The sequence below is a fragment of the Bradyrhizobium sp. A11 genome (assembly GCF_042077125.1).
In the GTDB taxonomy this organism is placed as follows: domain Bacteria; phylum Pseudomonadota; class Alphaproteobacteria; order Rhizobiales; family Xanthobacteraceae; genus Bradyrhizobium; species Bradyrhizobium japonicum_B.
Map to the genome: position 1 here is coordinate 449,017 of NZ_CP149509.1, position 18,764 is coordinate 467,780.

The 18,764-nt window shown below is 65.9% G+C and carries 16 protein-coding genes; 13 read left to right on the forward strand and 3 right to left on the reverse strand.

The annotated features are described in order from the left end of the window. Nucleotides 1-50: 50 nt before the first annotated feature. Nucleotides 51-959, reverse strand: coding sequence for a helix-turn-helix transcriptional regulator (locus WI560_RS01995; RefSeq protein WP_257197552.1), 909 nt, complete (start codon nucleotides 957-959; stop codon nucleotides 51-53). A 121-nt stretch (nucleotides 960-1,080) separates the two neighbouring features. Here WI560_RS01995 and WI560_RS02000 point away from each other — a divergent pair, with 121 nt between their 5' ends. From WI560_RS02000 to boxB, 4 genes are all read left to right on the forward strand, one after another. Then, nucleotides 1,081-2,622: a benzoate-CoA ligase family protein gene (locus WI560_RS02000; protein WP_375306695.1), complete on the forward strand. Its 1,542-nt coding sequence runs from the start codon at nucleotides 1,081-1,083 to the stop codon at nucleotides 2,620-2,622. Nucleotides 2,623-2,711: 89 nt separating this feature from the next. Then, complete coding sequence (locus tag WI560_RS02005) at nucleotides 2,712-3,530, forward strand: alpha/beta fold hydrolase (RefSeq protein ID WP_375306696.1); 819 nt, start codon at nucleotides 2,712-2,714, stop codon at nucleotides 3,528-3,530. 133 nt (nucleotides 3,531-3,663) lie between these two features. Then, entirely contained in the window at nucleotides 3,664-5,352 is a 1,689-nt protein-coding gene (boxC, locus tag WI560_RS02010) for a 2,3-epoxybenzoyl-CoA dihydrolase (RefSeq protein WP_375306697.1), read from the forward strand. 148 nt (nucleotides 5,353-5,500) lie between these two features. After that, complete coding sequence (gene boxB / locus WI560_RS02015) at nucleotides 5,501-6,952, forward strand: benzoyl-CoA 2,3-epoxidase subunit BoxB (RefSeq protein ID WP_375306698.1); 1,452 nt, start codon at nucleotides 5,501-5,503, stop codon at nucleotides 6,950-6,952. A gap of 194 nt (nucleotides 6,953-7,146) precedes the next feature. Here the strand turns inward: boxB and WI560_RS02020 are convergent, their stop codons facing one another. Then, a complete protein-coding gene (locus WI560_RS02020) occupies nucleotides 7,147-7,947 on the reverse strand; it encodes an SDR family oxidoreductase (protein ID WP_028138980.1) in 801 nt (266 codons plus the stop codon). A 273-nt stretch (nucleotides 7,948-8,220) separates the two neighbouring features. After that, complete coding sequence (locus WI560_RS02025) at nucleotides 8,221-9,279, reverse strand: polysaccharide deacetylase family protein (RefSeq protein WP_375306699.1); 1,059 nt, start codon at nucleotides 9,277-9,279, stop codon at nucleotides 8,221-8,223. 164 nt (nucleotides 9,280-9,443) lie between these two features. Between WI560_RS02025 and WI560_RS02030 the strand changes: the two genes are divergently transcribed. From WI560_RS02030 to phoU, 9 genes are all read left to right on the forward strand, one after another. Then, complete coding sequence (locus WI560_RS02030; RefSeq protein WP_375306700.1) at nucleotides 9,444-10,838, forward strand: OmpA family protein; 1,395 nt, start codon at nucleotides 9,444-9,446, stop codon at nucleotides 10,836-10,838. 2 nt (nucleotides 10,839-10,840) lie between these two features. Next, nucleotides 10,841-11,137, forward strand: a complete 297-nt coding sequence (locus WI560_RS02035) for a hypothetical protein (RefSeq protein ID WP_375306701.1) — start codon at nucleotides 10,841-10,843, stop codon at nucleotides 11,135-11,137. Nucleotides 11,138-11,621: 484 nt separating this feature from the next. Beyond that, entirely contained in the window at nucleotides 11,622-12,677 is a 1,056-nt protein-coding gene (locus WI560_RS02040; RefSeq protein WP_257179403.1) for a lysylphosphatidylglycerol synthase domain-containing protein, read from the forward strand. A 44-nt stretch (nucleotides 12,678-12,721) separates the two neighbouring features. Continuing rightward, nucleotides 12,722-14,020: an ATP-binding protein gene (locus WI560_RS02045; RefSeq protein ID WP_375306702.1), complete on the forward strand. Its 1,299-nt coding sequence runs from the start codon at nucleotides 12,722-12,724 to the stop codon at nucleotides 14,018-14,020. A gap of 143 nt (nucleotides 14,021-14,163) precedes the next feature. After that, complete coding sequence (gene pstS / locus WI560_RS02050) at nucleotides 14,164-15,177, forward strand: phosphate ABC transporter substrate-binding protein PstS (RefSeq protein WP_257179405.1); 1,014 nt, start codon at nucleotides 14,164-14,166, stop codon at nucleotides 15,175-15,177. A 197-nt stretch (nucleotides 15,178-15,374) separates the two neighbouring features. Next, the gene (gene pstC / locus WI560_RS02055) at nucleotides 15,375-16,364 is read left to right on the forward strand and encodes a phosphate ABC transporter permease subunit PstC (RefSeq protein WP_375161988.1); all 990 of its coding nucleotides are present in this window, start codon (nucleotides 15,375-15,377) and stop codon (nucleotides 16,362-16,364) included. Nucleotides 16,365-16,368: 4 nt separating this feature from the next. Next, nucleotides 16,369-17,214 (forward strand): phosphate ABC transporter permease PstA, encoded by an 846-nt coding sequence (pstA, locus tag WI560_RS02060; protein WP_375306703.1) that lies wholly within the window; start codon nucleotides 16,369-16,371, stop codon nucleotides 17,212-17,214. Beyond that, nucleotides 17,211-18,032: a phosphate ABC transporter ATP-binding protein PstB gene (gene pstB, locus WI560_RS02065; RefSeq protein ID WP_375306704.1), complete on the forward strand. Its 822-nt coding sequence runs from the start codon at nucleotides 17,211-17,213 to the stop codon at nucleotides 18,030-18,032. Before pstA ends, pstB begins: the two co-directional genes overlap by 4 nt. An 11-nt stretch (nucleotides 18,033-18,043) precedes the next feature. Then, entirely contained in the window at nucleotides 18,044-18,760 is a 717-nt protein-coding gene (gene phoU, locus WI560_RS02070) for a phosphate signaling complex protein PhoU (RefSeq protein WP_094892504.1), read from the forward strand. Nucleotides 18,761-18,764: the final 4 nt, after the last annotated feature.

The window sequence follows — 18,764 nt, forward strand, 5'->3', positions numbered from 1 at the left end:
CTTGTCCGGGACGACAGCGGAGAGTGTAGCTCTAGCGAGATCCAATCGCCCTACAGCGCGACGCTGCGCAGGCCGAAGCTGCGGGCTTCGTTTTGCAGCACCGGGCGCACCGCATCGATCAGCCGTGCCGCGGCGGCATCGACCGACAGGCCGGCGGTATCGACCACCGCGGTCGCGCGCGAATACAGCGGCTCGCGGCTGAGCAGGATGTTGCGCAGCTCCGCCATGGCGGAGCGGTCGTCGGCCATCGGGCGCAGATCGCCCTGGCGGCGGACGCGGGCCATGTGCTCCTCGGGCTCGGCCTTGAGCCAGATCGTGTAGAACGAGGTCAGGATCTGGTCGAAGGTCAGGGGCTCCGAGACGATGCCGCCGCCGGTCGCCAGCACCATCAGCTCGTTGCGCGCCAGCAGCTGCTGCAGCGCCGCCTGCTCCATGCGGCGAAAGCCCTCCTGGCCGTACAGCGCGATGATCTCGGCGACCGAGAGCCCGTTCTGCTGCTCGACCTCCTTGTTGAGCTCGACGAAGCTCCAGCCGATCTTCTTCGCCAGCATCCGCCCGAGCGTCGACTTGCCGGCACCGCGCAGGCCGATCAGCGCGATGCCGCAGAACGGCGCGCGGCGCGGCGCGGTTGCACTGCCCCCGGCGAGCAGATCCTTGGCTTGCGCAATCTGCGCCGGCGTTGCCTTGCGCAGGAGATCGCGAAACATCTGCCAGTCCGGTGTCGGCTCGGCCGAGGGAAGCAGGTCCTCGAGATGCGCGCCCATCGCGTCGGAGACGCGGCGCAGCAGCACGATCGAGACGTTGCCCTTGCCGCTTTCGAGCTGCGCGATGTAGCGCTCCGAGATCCCTGATACCTTGGCGAGCACCTTGCGCGACATGCCGCGCAGCGCGCGCATGGTGCGCACGCGCTGGCCGAGCTGTTCGAGGAAGCGGGATTCGGCGTCGGGACTGTCGCTCATGAGCCTTCTTTACAGGGGTCCTGCGGCGCGTTTTAATGAAACATAGTGCCTGCTGGCATTGACAGCAAGCCGACGCGGTGTCTTTCTATGAATTATAATTCTAAATTCGGGGGAGATGTCCGTGAGCGAGGGATCCTATAACGCGGTGACCTGGCTGCTCGACCGTAACGTCGCCGAAGGCCGCGGCAACAAGCTGGCCTTCGACGACACCGTCTCGCGGCTCACCTACGGCGAGCTCCAGCAACAGACCCGGCGTGCCGCCAACATGCTGCGCCGGCTCGGCGTCCGCCGTGAGGAGCGCGTCGCGATGATCATGTTGGATACGGTCGATTTTCCGGTCGTGTTCCTGGGCGCGATCCGCGCCGGCATCGTGCCGGTGCCGCTCAACACGCTGCTGACCGCCGACCAATACGCCTACATCCTCGCCGACTGCCGCGCGCGCGTGCTGTTCGTGTCCGAGGCGCTCTATCCCGTCATCAGGGACGTCGTCGGCCGCATGCCGGATCTCGAGCATGTCGTGGTCTCCGGCGCCAAGCAGAACGGCCACAAGCAACTCGCGGAAGAAATCGCCGGCGAGAGCGACCAGTTTACCACCGCCGCGACGCATCCGGACGAGCCGGCGTTCTGGCTCTACTCGTCTGGCTCGACCGGCATGCCCAAGGGCGTGCGCCATATTCATTCCAATTTGCAGGCCACCGCCGACACCTACGCCCGGCAGGTGCTCGGCATCCGCGAGAGCGACGTGTGCCTGTCCGCCGCGAAGCTGTTCTTCGCCTATGGCCTCGGCAATGCGCTGACCTTCCCGATGTCGGTCGGCGCCAGCGTCATCCTCAACAGCGAGCGGCCGACGCCGGCGCGCATGTTCGACCTGATGAACCGCTACAACCCCTCGATCTTCTACGGCGTGCCGACCTTGTTCGCGGCCATGCTCAACGACGAGACCATGAAGGCCGAGCGCGGCGGCAAGGCCCTGCGCATCTGCACCTCGGCCGGCGAGGCGCTGCCGGAATCGGTCGGCAACAACTGGAAGGCGCGGTTCGGCGTCGACATCCTCGACGGCGTCGGCTCGACCGAGCTGTTGCACATCTTCCTGTCGAACGCGCCCGGCGACATCAAATACGGCTCCTCGGGCAAGCCGGTGCCGGGCTATGCGGTGCGGCTCGTCAACGAAGCCGGGCAGGACGTCGCCGACGGCGAGGTCGGCGAACTCCTGGTCGATGCGCCCTCGGCCGGCGAGGGCTACTGGAATCAGCGCCACAAGAGCCGCCGCACCTTCGAGGGCCCGTGGACCCGCACCGGCGACAAATACGTCCGCGACTCGGATGGCCGCTACACCTTCTGCGGCCGCGCCGACGACATGTTCAAGGTCTCCGGCATCTGGGTCTCGCCGTTCGAGGTCGAGAGCGCGCTGATCACGCACCCCGCCGTGCTGGAGGCCGCCGTGATACCGGAAGCCGATCCGGAGGGTCTGCTGAAGCCGAAGGCGTTCGTCGTGCTGCGGCCGGGCGCCAAGACCACGGATTTGCAGGAGACGCTCAAGGAGCACGTCAAGCACAAGATCGGCCCGTGGAAATATCCGCGTTGGATCGACGTGGTGGACTCGCTGCCGAAGACCGCGACCGGAAAGATCCAGCGCTTCAAGCTGCGGGAGGGAGCGAATTGATGGTGCAGGCGGCGGGCTCGCTTGCCCACCCTCCCCCTCCAGGGGAGGGTGGGCATCTCGGCATTTTGGCCAGGAATGGGAATTCGACCATGACCAACCTCCCCCCCACCGGCTTCCTCGACATCGGCAGCGCCAGCCTCGAATACAAATGGCTCGCGCCTAAGGCCGCCGCTGCGCCGACCATCGTCATGCTGCATGAAGGCCTTGGCTCGGTCGGGCTCTGGGGCGACTTCCCGGAAAAGCTGCAGCAGGCCACCGGCGCCGGCATCTTCGCCTATTCGCGTGCGGGCTACGGCCAGTCGAGCCCGGTCGCGTTGCCGCGGCCGCTCGACTACATGCAGCGCGAGGCGCTGGACGTGCTGCCGAAGCTGCTCGATGCGATCGGCTTCAAGCGTGGCCTCTTGCTCGGCCATTCCGACGGCGCCTCGATCGCGACGATCTATGCCGGGGCGCATCAGGATCATCGCCTGAACGGTCTCGTGCTGATCGCGCCGCATTTCATCGTCGAGGACATCTCGATCGAATCCATCGCGGCGATCAAGACGACGTTCGAGACCACGGACCTCAAGGCGAAACTGGCGCGCTGGCACAAGGACGTCGACAACGCCTTCTACGGCTGGAACGGCGCCTGGCTCGATCCGAAGTTCCGCGACTGGGACATCTCGGAATACCTGGCCTATATCCGCGTCCCCATCATGGTCGTGCAGGGCGCGGCCGACCAATATGGCACCCTGCGTCAGGCCGAGATCGCACGGGAAGAGTGCTACTGCCCGGTCGATCTGAACGTCATCCCAAACGCAGGACATTCCCCGCATCGCGAAGCCCCGGCGGCGACGCTCGAAGCGGTCGAGCAATTCGCGCGAGCGGCGCTGCGCGATGACCAGGGCCTGCAAGGGCGCGCCGCGTGACGGCAGCAAAGAACGACTGCGCATGAAACAAAATGCATGTAAGCCCCGTTAAGGGCTAGACGCGTTCAAGAATATGCACTATTGTGCATCTAACGCTGCGGCGAAAATGCATAATCAAGCTCAGGGATGACCCATGGCCGGGGAAGATCGGCGCCTCGCAGGCGGCGCGACATTCATCGATTTCCAGACCGAACCGTCCCGCTACAAGCACTGGAAGCTCGCGGTCGAGGGCGACGTCGCGACGCTGACCATGGACGTCGACGAGAACGGCGGCCTGTTCGAGGGCTACCTGCTCAAGCTCAATTCCTATGACCTTGGCGTCGATATCGAGCTTGCCGACGCGCTCCAGCGGCTGCGCTTCGAGCATCCCGAAGTCAAGGTGGTGGTGATGCGCTCGGCCAAGAACCGCGTGTTCTGCGCCGGCGCCAACATCCGCATGCTGGCGGGCTCGACCCACGCTCACAAAGTCAATTTCTGCAAGTTCACCAACGAGACCCGCAACGGCATGGAAGATTCCTCGGAGAATTCCGGCCAGCGCTTCATCACCGTGGTGAACGGCTCGGCCGCCGGCGGCGGCTATGAGCTCGCGCTTGCCACCGATCACATCATCCTGGCCGACGACGGCTCCTCCGCCGTGGCGCTGCCCGAAGTGCCGCTGCTCGCGGTGCTGCCGGGCACTGGCGGCCTCACCCGCGTCGTCGACAAGCGCAAGGTGCGCCGCGACCACGCCGACTTCTTCTGCACCATCGAGGAAGGCGTCAAGGGCAAGCGCGCCGTGCAATGGCGCCTCGTCGACGAAATCGCGCCGAACTCCAAGCTGGAAGCCAAGATCGCCGAGCGTGCCAGGGAATTCGCAGCAAGCTCGAAGCGGCAGGGCAGCGGCAAGGGCATCGCGCTGACGCCGCTCCAGCGCGTGATCGACCAAAACAGCATCCGCTACGGCTTCGTCACCGTCGACATCGACCGTGCGGCGCGCATCGCCACCATCTCGATCAAGGCGCCGGAGGCCTCGCCGCCCGCCGACATCGACGGCATGATGGCGCTAGGCGCCGCGTTCTGGCCGTTGCAAGTCGCGCGCGAGCTCGACGACGCCATCCTGCATTTGCGCATCAACGAGCTCGAGATCGCCATGCTGGTGTTCAAGAGCCATGGCGACCGCGCCCATGTGCTCGCCCACGACGCCTTCCTCGAAGCCAACAAGGCGCACTGGCTGGTCAACGAGATCAGGCATTACTGGAAGCGCGTGCTCAAGCGCATCGACGTCACCTCGCGCACGCTGGTGACGCTGGTCGAGCCCGGCTCCTGCTTTGCCGGCACGCTGGCCGAGCTCGTGTTCGCCGCCGACCGCTCCTACATGCTGATCGGCACGCGCCAGGGCGACAACCGCCCGCCGCCGTCGATCGAGCTGTCCGCCATGAATTTCGGGCCGTATCCGATGAGCCATGGCCTGACCCGGCTGCAATCGCGCTTCCAGGCCGATCCGTCCGATGTGGAGCGCGCGGAAGCGACGCTCGGCACCGCGCTCGACGCCGAACAGGCGGAAGAGCTTGGCCTCGTCACCTTCGCGCTCGACGATATCGACTGGGACGACGAGGTTCGCGTGTTCCTCGAGGAGCGCGCCAGCTTCTCGCCCGACAGCCTCACCGGCATGGAGGCGAGCCTGCGCTTCGTCGGCCCCGAGACCATGGAATCGAAGATCTTCTCGCGCCTCACGGCGTGGCAGAACTGGATCTTCCAGCGCCCCAACGCCGTCGGCGAGGAAGGCGCGCTGCGCCGCTACGGCAGCGGCCAGAAGCCGAAGTTCGATATGACGCGAGTCTGACATTCACCGCGTCATGGCCGGGCAGAAGCGCGAAGCGCGTCTTCGCACAAATGTCCCGGCCATCCACGTCCTTCGCTCAAGGAAGCAAGAACGTGGATGCCCGGCACAAGGCCGGGCATGACGGAGCGAGATCTCAAGGAGCACGGCCATGAACATGAACATCATGAACGTCGACTACTCGACCAAGATTCCGAACAACGTCAATCTTGCCGAAGACCGCCAGGTGCTCAAAGCCCTGGAAGGCTGGCATCCCGGCTACATGGACTGGTGGAGCGACATGGGGCCGGAAGGTTTCCAGGAATCGCTGGTGTATTTGCGCACCGCGTACTCCGTTGATCCGCGCGGCTGGGCCAAGTTCGATTACGTCCGCATGCCCGAATATCGCTGGGGCATCCTGCTCGCGCCGCAGGAAGAGAACCGCGTCGTGCCGTTCGGTGAGCACTATGGCGAGCCGGCCTGGCAGGAAGTCCCCGGCGAGCACCGCGCCATGCTGCGTCGCCTGATCGTGATCCAGGGCGACACCGAGCCGGCCTCGGTCGAGCAGCAGCGCCATCTCGGCAAGACCGCGCCCTCGCTCTACGACATGCGCAACCTGTTCCAGGTCAATGTCGAGGAGGGCCGCCATCTCTGGGCGATGGTCTACCTGCTGCAGAAATATTTCGGCCGCGACGGCCGCGAGGAGGCCGACGACCTCTTGCGCCGCCGCTCCGGCGATGCCGATGCGCCGCGCATGCTGGGTGCCTTCAACGAAGCGACGCCGGACTGGCTGTCCTTCTTCATGTTCACCTATTTCACCGATCGCGACGGCAAGATGCAGCTGCACAGCCTCGCGCAATCCGGCTTCGATCCGCTGTCGCGCACCTGCCGCTTCATGCTGACCGAGGAAGCGCACCACATGTTCGTCGGCGAGACCGGCATCACCCGCGTCGTGCAGCGCACCTGCGATGCGATGCGCGAGGCTGGCATCACCGATCCCACCGACATCGCCAAGGTGCGCGCGCTCGGCGTCATTGATCTTCCGACCATCCAGAAGAAGCTGAACCTGCACTACACGCTGTCGCTCGACCTGTTCGGCTCGGAGGTCTCGACCAACGCGGCCAACGCCTTCAACGCCGGCATCAAGGGCCGCTATCACGAGACCCAGATCGAAGACGACCACCAGCTCAAGAACTCCACCTATCCGGTGCTCAAGCTGATCAACGGCGAGATCAAGCTGGTCGACGAGCCGGCGCTGACCGCGCTCAACATGCGCCTGCGCGACGATTACAGCCAGGACTGCGTCAAGGGCATGCTGCGCTGGAACAAGGTGATCTCGACCGCCGGCTACGACTTCAAGCTGACGCTTCCCAACGTCGCCTTCCACCGCCACATCGGCGAGTTCAAGGACGTGCACGCCACGCCCGACGGCATCCTGATCGACGATGCCACCTGGGCCCGGCGCAAGGACGAGTGGTTGCCATCGGCGAGCGACGGCGACTTCATCACCTCGCTGATGCAGCCCGTCACCGAGACCGGCAAGTACGCCTCCTGGATCTCGCCGCCGAAGGTCGGCATCGACAACAAGCCCGGCGATTTCGAATACGTGAAGATCGAGTCGTAGCTTTCTTACCTCTCCCCGCTTGCGGGGAGAGGTCGGATCACATCGCAGATGTGATCCGGGTGAGGGGGTACAGGTGCGGCGACTATCTCCCGTGGGGAGAGAGGCCCCTCACCCCAACCCTCTCCCCGCAAGAGCGGGGCGAGGGAGCAGACCTCACGCGTCGCAAATCGCGCGACCTTGCAGCAGCGCGCCCTCTACCCCGCGATCTCCAGCCCCGCATTCGCGTACACCACGCCGCCGTCGACCGCGATGGTGTTGCCGACGACGTAATCGCCCGCGCGCGAGGCGAGATAGATCGCCACCCCCGCCATGTCCTCGTCGCTTCCGATCCGCCGCGCCGGAATGCGCTGGGCGACCTCGTCGCCGTGGTCGCGCGCGGCCCGGTTCATGTCGGACTTGAAGGCGCCCGGCGCGATCGCGGTGACGTTGATGTTGTCCTTGATCAGCTTGGTCGCCATGCGCCGCGTCAGGTGGATCACCGCGGCCTTGCTGGCGGCATAGGAATAGGTCTCGCCCGGATTGACGAAGATGCCGTCGACCGAGGCGATGTTGATCACCTTGGCCGGACGTTCCGCGCTTGCGGCCGCGCGCAACGGTTTCGCCAGCGCCTTGGTCAGGAAGAACAGCGACTTGACGTTGAGGTCCATCACCTTGTCCCAGCCGCTTTCGGGAAATTCGTCGAACTCTGCGCCCCAGGCCGCGCCGGCATTGTTGACGAGGATGTCGAGCTTCGGCTCCAGCTTGATGATCTCGGAGGCCAGCCGGTCGCAGCCTTCGACGGTGGAGATGTCGATCGGCAGCGCGATGCACTCGCCGTCATATTGCGCGGTGAGTTCCTTGGCGGTCGCCTCGCACGGTCCGGCCTTGCGCGCGGTGATGTAGACCTTGGCGGCGCCGGCGTCGAGAAATCCCGCTGCGATCATCTTGCCGATGCCGCGCGAGCCGCCGGTCACCAGCGCGACGCGGCCTTTGAGCGAGAACAGGTCGTTGAACATGGTGCCTCCCTTGGTTGGCGCTGTTTTGGGCGGGGCGGCAAGGGGAGTCAAGGAAGGCTGGATGCGAGTGTGACGCGACGCCAGTCCCAGTTACTCGGTGTCGTCCCGGACAAGCGCCAGCGCAGAACCGGGACCCATAACCACAGGGCGGAATTTGACGAAGATTCGCGGTGACCATCTCGCGCCAGAACCACTGCCTGTGGGTATGGGTCCCGGATCTGCGCGCGCTTGTGGCGCGCTTGTCCGGGACGACAGCGGAGATTGGAATGGCGCTTACGCCGCGGCGATCCGGCGGAAACCGTTCCACATCGCGGTCGCGGCGCCCGAGGTCAGCACCGGCAGGATCCGCGCGTCCTGGTAATTGCCGTTAAGCGAGACGCGCGGCAGCGCCGTCATCTGGCCGGCATTTTCGGCAAACAGCATGCCGGGCCGCGTCGTCACCGCGGTCTTGAAGCCGGCCGTCGCCGCCATGCCGAACTCGCGCACGCCTGCGGCCCCGCGGTCGCCATAGGGATAGGCGAGATGCAGCACGGGACGCTCCAGCGCCTGCTCGATCCGCGCGCGGCTCACGGCCAGCTCCTGCGCGGCGATGTCTTCAGCCAGCTTGGCGAGGTTGCAATGGCTGACGCTATGCGCGCCGATCGTGACCAGCGGATCGGCGGCAAATCTCTTCAGCTCGGGCCAGGACAGGCAGAGGCTGCGGCACAGCGCGGCCATGTCGACGTCGTACGCCGCGCAGAGCGCCTCGATCTCCCGCGCCAGATCATGCTCGCCCGGCAGTGCGCGCAGCCAGTCGTGCAGGCGGTCGAACGCGGCCTGCTTGGCCGCGGGCGTCGTCGCATCGAGCCGCAGCGCGGAATGGCCGATCTTGATGTCGATCTGCTCGGCCTTGGCGATCACGGCCTCCAGCGCCGTCCACCACAGCCGTCCCGTGCCTTCGGCAAAATCGCTCGCGACATAGACCGTCAGCGGCGCGTCAAATTCGCGCAGCACCGGCAGTGCGTGGTCCAGATTGTCGCGATAGCCGTCGTCGAAGGTGAAGGCGGCGAAGCGGCGCTCGAAACGGCCCTGCACCAGCCGCTCATGCAGCTCGTCCATGGTGACGATGTCGACGTCGATCGAGCGCAAATGGCACAGCGTGGCGCGCAGGAATTCGGGGGTGACCTCGAGATGCCGGTTCGGCTGGAACGCGGCCTCGCGGGCCGGCCGCACGTGGTGCAGCATGAAAATGGCGCCGACGCCCGACAAAAGCGGGCGCAGGAGATGGTGCGCCCCGCTGAAATAAAGTGCTCCCAGCCCGGCGCGGATGACGTTGTTACGCAGTTGTTTCATGACCCGTCGGCGGACTCTGGCATTCCGTCCTCAACTTACGGAAGAACCCTTGAAGAAAAAGTTATTCCGATTGTCTGATCCGTGCCTTCGGAAGGGCGCCATTTCCGGTTTGACAGCCTGCCAAGGGTTTGTTTTGTCTCCGGTTCCAGAGTTCGGGTCGTCGAATGCAGAAGCTTTTCAGGTGGGCCAGCAAATGGTGGCTGGGGCTGATTCCCCTGGCCGTCATGTGGGGATTTGCGGCCTGGAATAACACCTTACCGGTGGAGGCCGACCTGTCGGCCCGCAGCTCGGCCGCGCTGAAGGGGACCGTTCTGGACAAGACCCGGATCGCGGTCGACGGCCGCGACGTCAGCCTGGTCGCGGACGCCTTCTCCGAGGAGGGGCGCCGCGACGCCGTGACGGCGGTCGAGACCGTCCCGGGCGTGCGTCTGGTCGACGACCGGACCCGGCTCGTTCCGGAGGCCCAGCCGTTCGTCTGGAACGCCGAGCGCGACGTGGTGCGGGTGACGCTGTCGGGCTCCGCGCCGCTGCCGTCGATCAAGGGCCGGCTGACCGAGGCGGCCCGCAAGGAGGTCGGCGGCGCTGAGGTGGCCGACCAGATGGGGCTGGCGCGCGGTGCGCCGCCCCGGTTCGAAGCCGCCGCGATGCTGCTGCTCGACCAGATCGGCAAGCTGAAGGACGGCAAGATCACGATCACGGATACCAAGGTCAATCTGTCGGGCATGGCGCGCGAGCTCGGCGGCCGCGAGGCGATCGCGGCTGCGCTGAAGAACCTGCCCGAGGGCTTCTCCGTCGCCGCCAACGACGTCAAGGCGCCGCCCTACATCTTCCAGGCCTACAAGGATCCGGTCGCGGCGACCGTGACGCTGACCGGCTACGTCCCCGACAACAACGTGCATGCGGCGATCGCCACCAGCGCCGCGCGAAAGTTCTTCACCGAGAAGGTGGTCGACAATCTCAAGGCCAGCATCGGCGCCCCCGGCTCCTTCAACACGGCCGTGGTCGCCGCGCTCGGCGCCCTGTCGCGGCTGTCGACCGGCACGCTCGTCGTGTCGGACCGCGAGGTGAAGCTGTCGGGCGACGCGCTCTACGAGGGGGCCGCCAACGACATCCGCGCAGGCCTTGGCAAGGACTTCCCCAAGCACTGGCAGTACAAGCCGGAGATCACCGTGAAGCCCGCGGCAGGGCCGGTCGACGGCACCGTGTGCCAGCAATTGTTCACCGACCTGCTGGCCAAGGGCAAGATCCGCTTCACGCCCAAGCGTGCCGACATCGATCCGGATTCCGTCGCCATCCTCGATCACCTGATCGAGACGGCGCTGCGTTGCCCGGCCGTCAATATCGAGGTTGCCGGGCATACCGATGCCGACGGCGAGGACGGCTTCAACCGGGCCCTCTCCGAGAAGCGCGCGCAGGCGGTGATCGACTATCTGGTCAAGGCCGGCCTTAACGCCAGCCGCTTCACCGCGGTCGGCCATGGCAGCACGCAGCCGGTCGCCGGCAACGACACCGACGACGGCAAGGCGCAGAACCGCCGCATCGAATTTCTGGTGAGGTGACGATGCCCTATCTCGTCTCGTTCCATCTGGGTTGGCTGATCGGCTCGGTGCTGCTGGGCTTCTGCATGGGCTGGATCTCGGTGGTCCAGCGCGGCAACGGCACCTCGAAGGTGACCGCGCGCTGGCTCGCCGCGCTCGTCGCCGCCTTGGTCGCGGCCTCGTTCGCCCATGTGGTCCCCGGCCGCTTCGGCTACTGGCTCGACCTCGGCCTGATCATGTTCGCCTGCTACCTCGTCGGCTGCACCATCGGCGCCTGGCTGCGCGACCGCGTGGTCGCGCGCAGCCAGCCTGCGGCCTGAGCCTGCGGCCCGCGAGGATCGGACCGGGCGCCTGTCGGCGCGGCGATCCGGCCGCTCCCCGGCCTGCCTTTCGGTGCCGCGACCTTCCGGCGCATCGGGAGTCCTCAATGCGGTCCGGAGCCGCCCTCTTTCAACAGCCGCGCGCCGTCCATAGATTGACGTCAGCCTAAGGCGTGACGGAACATTGTGCGGCCGAAATCATCAAAACTTCATGGCCTCTGCGCAGGATCGCCAGGGAGATTCGCGTCAAGCCTTGCCGCTAGAGGCGCCAAACCCCGCATCAGGAGCCAGGACCCTGCCTAAAATATTGAAGGCACGTGTTTTTGTTCGAATTGGCGAATTCCACTCCGCCCCAAAACGCGCTAGTGGAGGGGCAGGGGGCATGCGCGATGCCGGAGCCGGCGGCGAGGGGTCGTCGCGTGCCTGTGTGCCGTCCGCCTGTCCGCCGGCCGTTCTGGCCGCTGAAGCGTTGTTCGAGGTCTAGATGCTGGAAGCCATACGCAGGGCGACGTCGTTTCTGCGCGAGAAGCAAGTCCTGCATAAGCTTGGCGTTGTGATCAGCGTCGCGGTCATCGGCATCGCTTGCTATGTGCTCTACCACATGCTGCGCGGCATCGACTTCAACGAGGTCCTCGAGGCGATCAAGAGCACCGAGCCGACCCAGATTGCGATGGCGGCTCTGTTCGTCGCCGCGGGCTATTTCACCCTGACTTTCTACGACCTGTTCGCCGTGCGCGCGATCGGCCGCGACCATGTGCCCTACCGCATCAACGCGCTCGCCGCCTTCACCTCCTATTCGATCGGCCACAATGTCGGCGCCTCCGTCTTCACCGGCGGCGCGGTGCGCTATCGCATCTATTCGGCCTATGGGCTGAATGCGATCGACGTCGCCAAGATCTGCTTTCTCGCCGGCCTGACCTTCTGGCTGGGCAATGCCGCCGTGCTTGGCCTGGGCATCGCCTATCACCCCGAGGCCGCCGCCTCGATCGACCAGCTGCCGCCGTGGCTGAACCGGACGCTGGCGCTGATGCTCATCGCAGGCCTGGTCGGTTACGTGGTCTGGGTCTGGACCCAGCCGCGCGTGGTCGGCCGCGGGCCCTGGACCGTGGTGCTGCCGGGCGGCCCGCTGACGCTGCTCCAGATCGCGATCGGCATCATCGATCTCGGCTTCTGTGCGCTGGCGATGTACGTGCTGGTCCCTGACGAGCCCAATGTCGGCTTCGTGGTGGTCGCGGTGATTTTCGTGTCGGCGACGCTGCTCGGCTTCGCCAGCCATTCGCCCGGCGGGCTCGGTGTGTTCGACGCCGCCATGCTGGTCGGCCTCTGGCAGATGGACCGCGAAGAGCTGCTCGGCGGCATGCTGCTGTTCCGGGTGCTCTATTATCTGTCCCCGTTCGTCATCTCTGTAATCTTGCTGACGTTTCGTGAAGTTATCATCGGCGCACGATCGAAGCGCCTGCAGCAGGCCGCGCTCAAGCTTGACCCCGGCCCGGCGCGCGAAGCCGCTTATGTGAGAGAGCGTAGCGACAGCGGCGCCTGACGGCGCCAGGCCTTGAGACAAGCCCGCAGGAGAAGTCCGCCCCGATGGCGATCGACGCCCCATCTTCTCCCTCCGCTCAGCCCTGGTCCGACCGGCTGCGGCACTCGACGATCATCCTGATCGCTGCGGCGCTGGCGCTGTCCGTCGTGGTCTCGCTCGGCGAATTGTCGGCGCTGCACGCCATTGCGGTGTTCCTCTGCATCGCCGCCGCGGCGCTGATCCCGTGGCGCCTGCATGATCCCGCCGCTTCGCGCGACGACGTCGGGCGCATCAACCCGGTCGAGAGCGCGGCGGTGGCCGCGGTGGTCTCCGGCATGCCGGATCCGGCGGTGCTGCTCGACCGCGCCGGCCGCGTCATCCACCTCAATGCCGCCGCCGCCCAGCTCGCGCCGGCGCTGCGCAGGAACGAGCTCGCCCAGTTCGCGTTGCGCTCGCCCGAGATCATCACGGCGCTGCGCGAGGCGATCGCGACCACCGAGCCGCGGCGCGCGACCTATCTCGATCATGTCCCGGTCGATCGCTGGATGGAGCTCATGATCACGCCGGTGCCGGTGCCGACCAGCTTCGGTGGCGCCGACAAATGCATGCTGATGACCTTCCACGACCAGACGCCGCTGCGCCGGGTCGAGGAGATGCGAGCCGATTTCGTCGCCAATGCCAGCCACGAGCTGCGCACGCCGCTGGCCGCGCTCTCGGGCTTCATCGACACGCTGCAGGGGCAGGCCAAGGACGATCCCAAGGCGCGCGAGCGCTTCCTCGGCATCATGCACAACCAGGCCACCCGCATGGCGCGCCTGATCGACGATCTGCTGTCGCTGTCGCGGGTCGAGCTGTCGGCCCATGTCCGGCCCGACACCCTGGTCGATCTCCTGCCGATCATCCGCCAGGTCGCCGACGGGCTCGAGCCGCTGGCGCGCGAGCGCCAGGTCGAGGTCGAGATCCATTTGCCGGATAGCCCGGTGATGATCGCCGGCGACCGCGAGGAGCTGCTCCGCCTGTTCGAGAATCTGATCGAGAACGCCCTCAAATACGGCGCCTCCGGCGGACGTGTCATCGTGTCGCTGACCTCGGGCGCGGCCACTGACGGAACTCAGGAAATCCGGATCATGGTCCGCGATTTCGGCCCCGGCATCGCGCCCGAGCACCTGCCGCGGCTGACCGAGCGGTTCTACCGCGTGGACGTCGGCGACAGCCGTTCGCAGGGCGGCACCGGCCTCGGATTATCGCTGGTGAAACATATTCTTAACCGCCATCGCGGCCGGCTCCTGATCGAAAGCGTGCCCAGGCAGGGCGCCACTTTCACCGCCTGTTTTCCCCAGATCAAGACTCCCGCCGCCGCCTGAATACAAGCAATATCAATCGCTTGTCGGTGTCATCCAGCTGTCACGAAACCTTCGTAAAAGCACAGCGGACCGCTCCTACATGGGCGGCGTGGGGAGCGCGATCGGGCGCGGATGGCGCTTCGCTCCCCCCAATGGAGACCAGCATGAATTTCCTCAAGACGATGGTCGCTGCCGGCTTGGTCGCCGCATCGGCGACCGCAGCCTTTGCGGCCGACATCACCGGCGCCGGCGCGACGTTCCCGTTCCCGCTCTATTCCAAGTGGGCCGACGCCTACAAGAAGGAGACCGGCAACGGTCTGAACTACCAGTCGATCGGTTCGGGCGGCGGCATCAAGCAGATCCAGGCCAAGACCGTCACCTTCGGCGCGAGCGACATGCCCCTCAAGGCTGAGCAGCTCGAAAAGGACGGAATGATCCAGTGGCCGCAGGCGATGGGTGCCTTGGTGCCGGTCGTCAATCTCGAAGGGATCAAGTCGGGCGAGCTGGTGTTTTCCGGCGAGTTGCTGGGCGACATCTATCTCGGCAAGGTCAAGACCTGGAACGACCCGGCGATCGCCAAGCTCAATCCCAACGTGAAGCTGCCCTCGGACGCCATCACCGTCGTGCGTCGGTCGGACGGCTCCGGCACCACGTTCATCTGGACCGATTTCCTGACGAAGACCAATGCCGAGTGGAAGAGCAAGGTCGGTGCCGGTACCGCGGTCGAGTGGCCGACGGGTGTTGGCGCCAAGGGCAATGAAGGCGTCGCGGGCAATGTCAGCCAGACCAAGAACTCGATCGGCTATGTCGAGTATGCCTACGCCAAGCAGAACAAGCTGACCTACGGCGCCCTGATCAACAAGGCCGGCAAGGCCGTGCAGCCGACCGTTGCGGCCTTCCAGGCTGCTGCCGCCAACGCCGACTGGGCCGGCTCCAAGAACTATTATGTGATCCTGACCGACCAGCCCGGTGAAGCATCTTGGCCGATTACCGGCGCGACCTTCATCCTGATGCACAAGGATGCGACCGACAAGGCGGCGTCCCAGGAAGCCATCAAGTTCTTCAAGTGGGCGTTCGAGAAGGGCGACAAGATGGCGGAGGAGCTCGACTACATCCCGATGCCCGACACCGTCGTCAAGCAGATCGAGAAGACCTGGGCTGCCGAGATCAAGAGCTGAGGCCCTCAGCTCCTGTCCCGGACGCGGTGCGGCCCTGGCGATGCGAAGCATCGTCCAGTGTGCCGCTCCGCAGAGCCGGGACCCTAAAAAACGCCAGGCCCCGGATCAGCGGCGCACCGCTTCGCGCTGCACCGCATCCGGGGCACGGCACCAAAAACAAGTGTATAAAACGGGTACAGGGGATCGGCGTGGCAGAGATGGCCGTTCAGAGCGATGTAATCGACGACGCCGGACCGTATGACCGTGCCAAGGCCTTGGGCGCGTTCAAGCTCGGCGACGTCACCTTCTACTGGATCACGCGGCTCTCCGCGATCTCGGTGCTGCTCATTCTCGGCGGCATCATCATGTCGCTGGTCGTCGGCGCGTTCCCGGCGATCAAGGAATACGGCCTCTCCTTCCTGTGGACGCAGCGCTGGGCGCCGTCGGCCGATCCGCCCGTGCTCGGCGCGCTCGGGCCGATGTACGGCACGCTCGTCACCTCCTTCATCGCGATGCTGATCGCCATTCCGGTCGGTCTCGGTATTGCGATCTTCCTCACCGAGCTCTGTCCGCAATGGTTGCGCCGCCCGATCGGCATGGCGATCGAGCTGCTCGCCGGAATCCCGTCGATCATCTACGGCATGTGGGGCTTCTTCGTGCTGGGCCCGTTCCTGGCCAACACCTTCCAGCCGTTCATGATCAGGGTGTTCGACGGCGTCCCGGTGCTGGGCGCGATCTTCGCAGGTCCCCCGTCCTATCTCAGCCTGTTCAACGCCGCCCTGATCCTCGCCATCATGGTGCTGCCCTTCATCACCTCGATCTCGGTCGACGTGTTCAAGACGGTGCCGCCGGTGCTGAAGGAAGCCGCCTACGGCGTCGGCTGCACCACCTGGGAGGTCGTCCGCAGCGTGGTGATCCCCTACACCCGCGTCGGCATCATCGGCGGCGTCATGCTGGCGCTGGGCCGCGCGCTCGGCGAGACCATGGCGGTGACCTTCATCATCGGCAATTCGTTCCGCATCTCCTCCTCGATCTTCGCCCCGGGCACGACGATCTCGGCGGCGATCGCATCCGAGTTCGCCGAGAGCGACGGCCTGCACCAGTCCGGCCTGATCCTGCTCGGCCTGCTGCTGTTCGTGCTGACGTTCTTCGTGCTCGCGGCCGCGCGGCTGATGCTGATGCGGCTGGAAACCAAGGCCGGAAAGTGAAGCCATGAACCCGATCTATGCACGCCGCCGCCGCTGGGACGTCGTCATCCGCGGCCTCTGCATCGCCGCCGCAGCGTTCGGCGTCACCTGGCTCGCGCTCATCCTGGTCACGCTGCTCTACAACGGCGTCAGCGGCCTCAACGTGCAGATCTTCACCGCGGACACGCCGCCTCCGGGCTCGACCGATGGTGGCCTGCGCAACGCCATCGTCGGCTCGATCATCATGACCGTGATCGGCGTCGGCATCGGCGCCCCGCTCGGCCTGTTCGCCGGCACCTATCTCGCCGAGTACGGCCGCAACGACAGGCTGACCTCGGTGATCCGCTTCATCAACGACATCCTGCTCTCGGCGCCCTCGATCATCATCGGCCTGTTCATCTACGGCGCGGTGGTGGTGCCGATGCGGGGCTTCTCGGCGATCGCCGGCGCGCTGGCGCTCGCCGTGATCGTGATCCCGGTCGTGGTGCGCACCACGGAGGACATGCTGCTGCTGGTGCCGAACCCGCTGCGCGAAGCCGCCAGCGCGCTGGGCCTGCCGCGCTCGCTGGTGATCAAGCGCATCGCTTACCGCGCCGCGCGCTCCGGCCTCATCACCGGCGTGCTGCTCGCCACGGCGCGCGTCGCCGGCGAGACCGCGCCGCTGCTGTTCACCGCGCTGTCCAACCAGTTCTTCAGCCTCGGCCTGGACAAGACGATGGCGAACCTGCCGGTTACCATCAACAACTTCGTGCAGAGCCCCTACGCCTATTGGAAGCAGCTCGCCTGGAGCGGCGCGCTGCTGATCACCCTGACCGTGCTTGCCCTGAACATTGGCGCCCGCATCCTTGGTGCCGAGAGGACTGCAAAATGAGTGAAATGTCTGTTTCCGTCAGCGCGCCGACCGTTCACCCCGGCTCGCAGCCGCTGCCCGAGGCGCCGGCCAAGGTCACCGCGCGCAACCTCAACTTCTACTACGGTGAGCACCATGCGCTGAAGAACATCAACCTGGCGCTCGGCACCAACCGCGTCACCGCCTTCATCGGCCCGTCCGGCTGCGGCAAGTCGACCCTGCTGCGCATCTTCAACCGGATGTACGACCTCTATCCGGGCCAGCGCGCCACCGGCCAGCTGCTGCTTGACCACACCAACATCCTCGACCCCAAGCTCGACCTCAACCTGATGCGCGCCCGGGTCGGCATGGTGTTCCAGAAGCCGACCCCGTTCCCGATGACGATCTACGAGAACATCGCCTTCGGCATCCGCCTCTACGAGAAGATCTCCAAGTCCGAGATGGACGACCGCGTCGAGAAGGCGCTGCGCGGCGGCGCGCTGTGGAACGAGGTCAAGGACAAGCTCAACGCCTCCGGTCTGTCGCTCTCCGGCGGCCAGCAGCAGCGCCTCTGCATCGCCCGCACCGTCGCGGTGCGGCCCGAGGTGATCCTGTTCGACGAGCCCTGCTCGGCGCTCGACCCGATCTCGACCGCCAAGGTCGAGGAGCTGATCCAGGAATTGTCCGAGAACTACACGATCGCGATCGTCACCCACAACATGCAGCAGGCGGCGCGCGTCTCCGACAAGACCGCCTTCATGTATCTCGGCGAGCTGATCGAGTTCGACGACACCAGCAAGATCTTCACGTCGCCGACCGACCGGCGGACGCAGGACTACATCACCGGCCGGTTCGGCTGAGGAGACGCAACATGGGTACCGAACATACCGCAAAGGCCTTCGACACCGACCTCCAGGAGCTCACGCGCCTGGTCGCCGAGATGGGCGGCATCGCCGAGCGCATGATCGTCGATTCCGTCGATGCGCTGATCCGCCGCGACGTCGCGCTCGGCCAGCGCGTCGTCGCCATCGACGCCGATCTCGACGCGCTGCAGAAGCGCATCGAGGAGCGCGCCGTGCTCACCATCGCCCGCCGCCAGCCGATGGCGGTGGACCTGCGCGAGATCGTCGGCGCCATGCGCGTTGCGACCGACCTCGAGCGCATCGGCGACCTCGCCAAGAACATGGGCAAGCGCGTCGCCGCGCTGGAGACCGACTTCCATCCGCTCAAGCTGTTCCGCGGCCTGGAGCACATGACCGACCTGGTGCAGCAGCAGGTCAAGAGCGTGCTCGACGCCTATGCCGCGCACGATCTGCCGGCGGCGATGGCGGTGTGGAAGGGCGACGAGGAGGTCGACGCGATCTGCACCTCGCTGTTCCGCGAGCTCCTCACCTACATGATGGAGGATCCGCGCAACATCTCGTTCTGCATCCATCTGATGTTCTGCGCCAAGAACATCGAGCGCATCGGCGACCACGCCACCAACATCGCCGAGACCGTGTTCTACATGATCGAGGGCCAGGCGATCACCGACAAGCGGCCGAAGGGCGACATGACCACGTTCGCCACGACGATCCCGAATACCTGAAGAC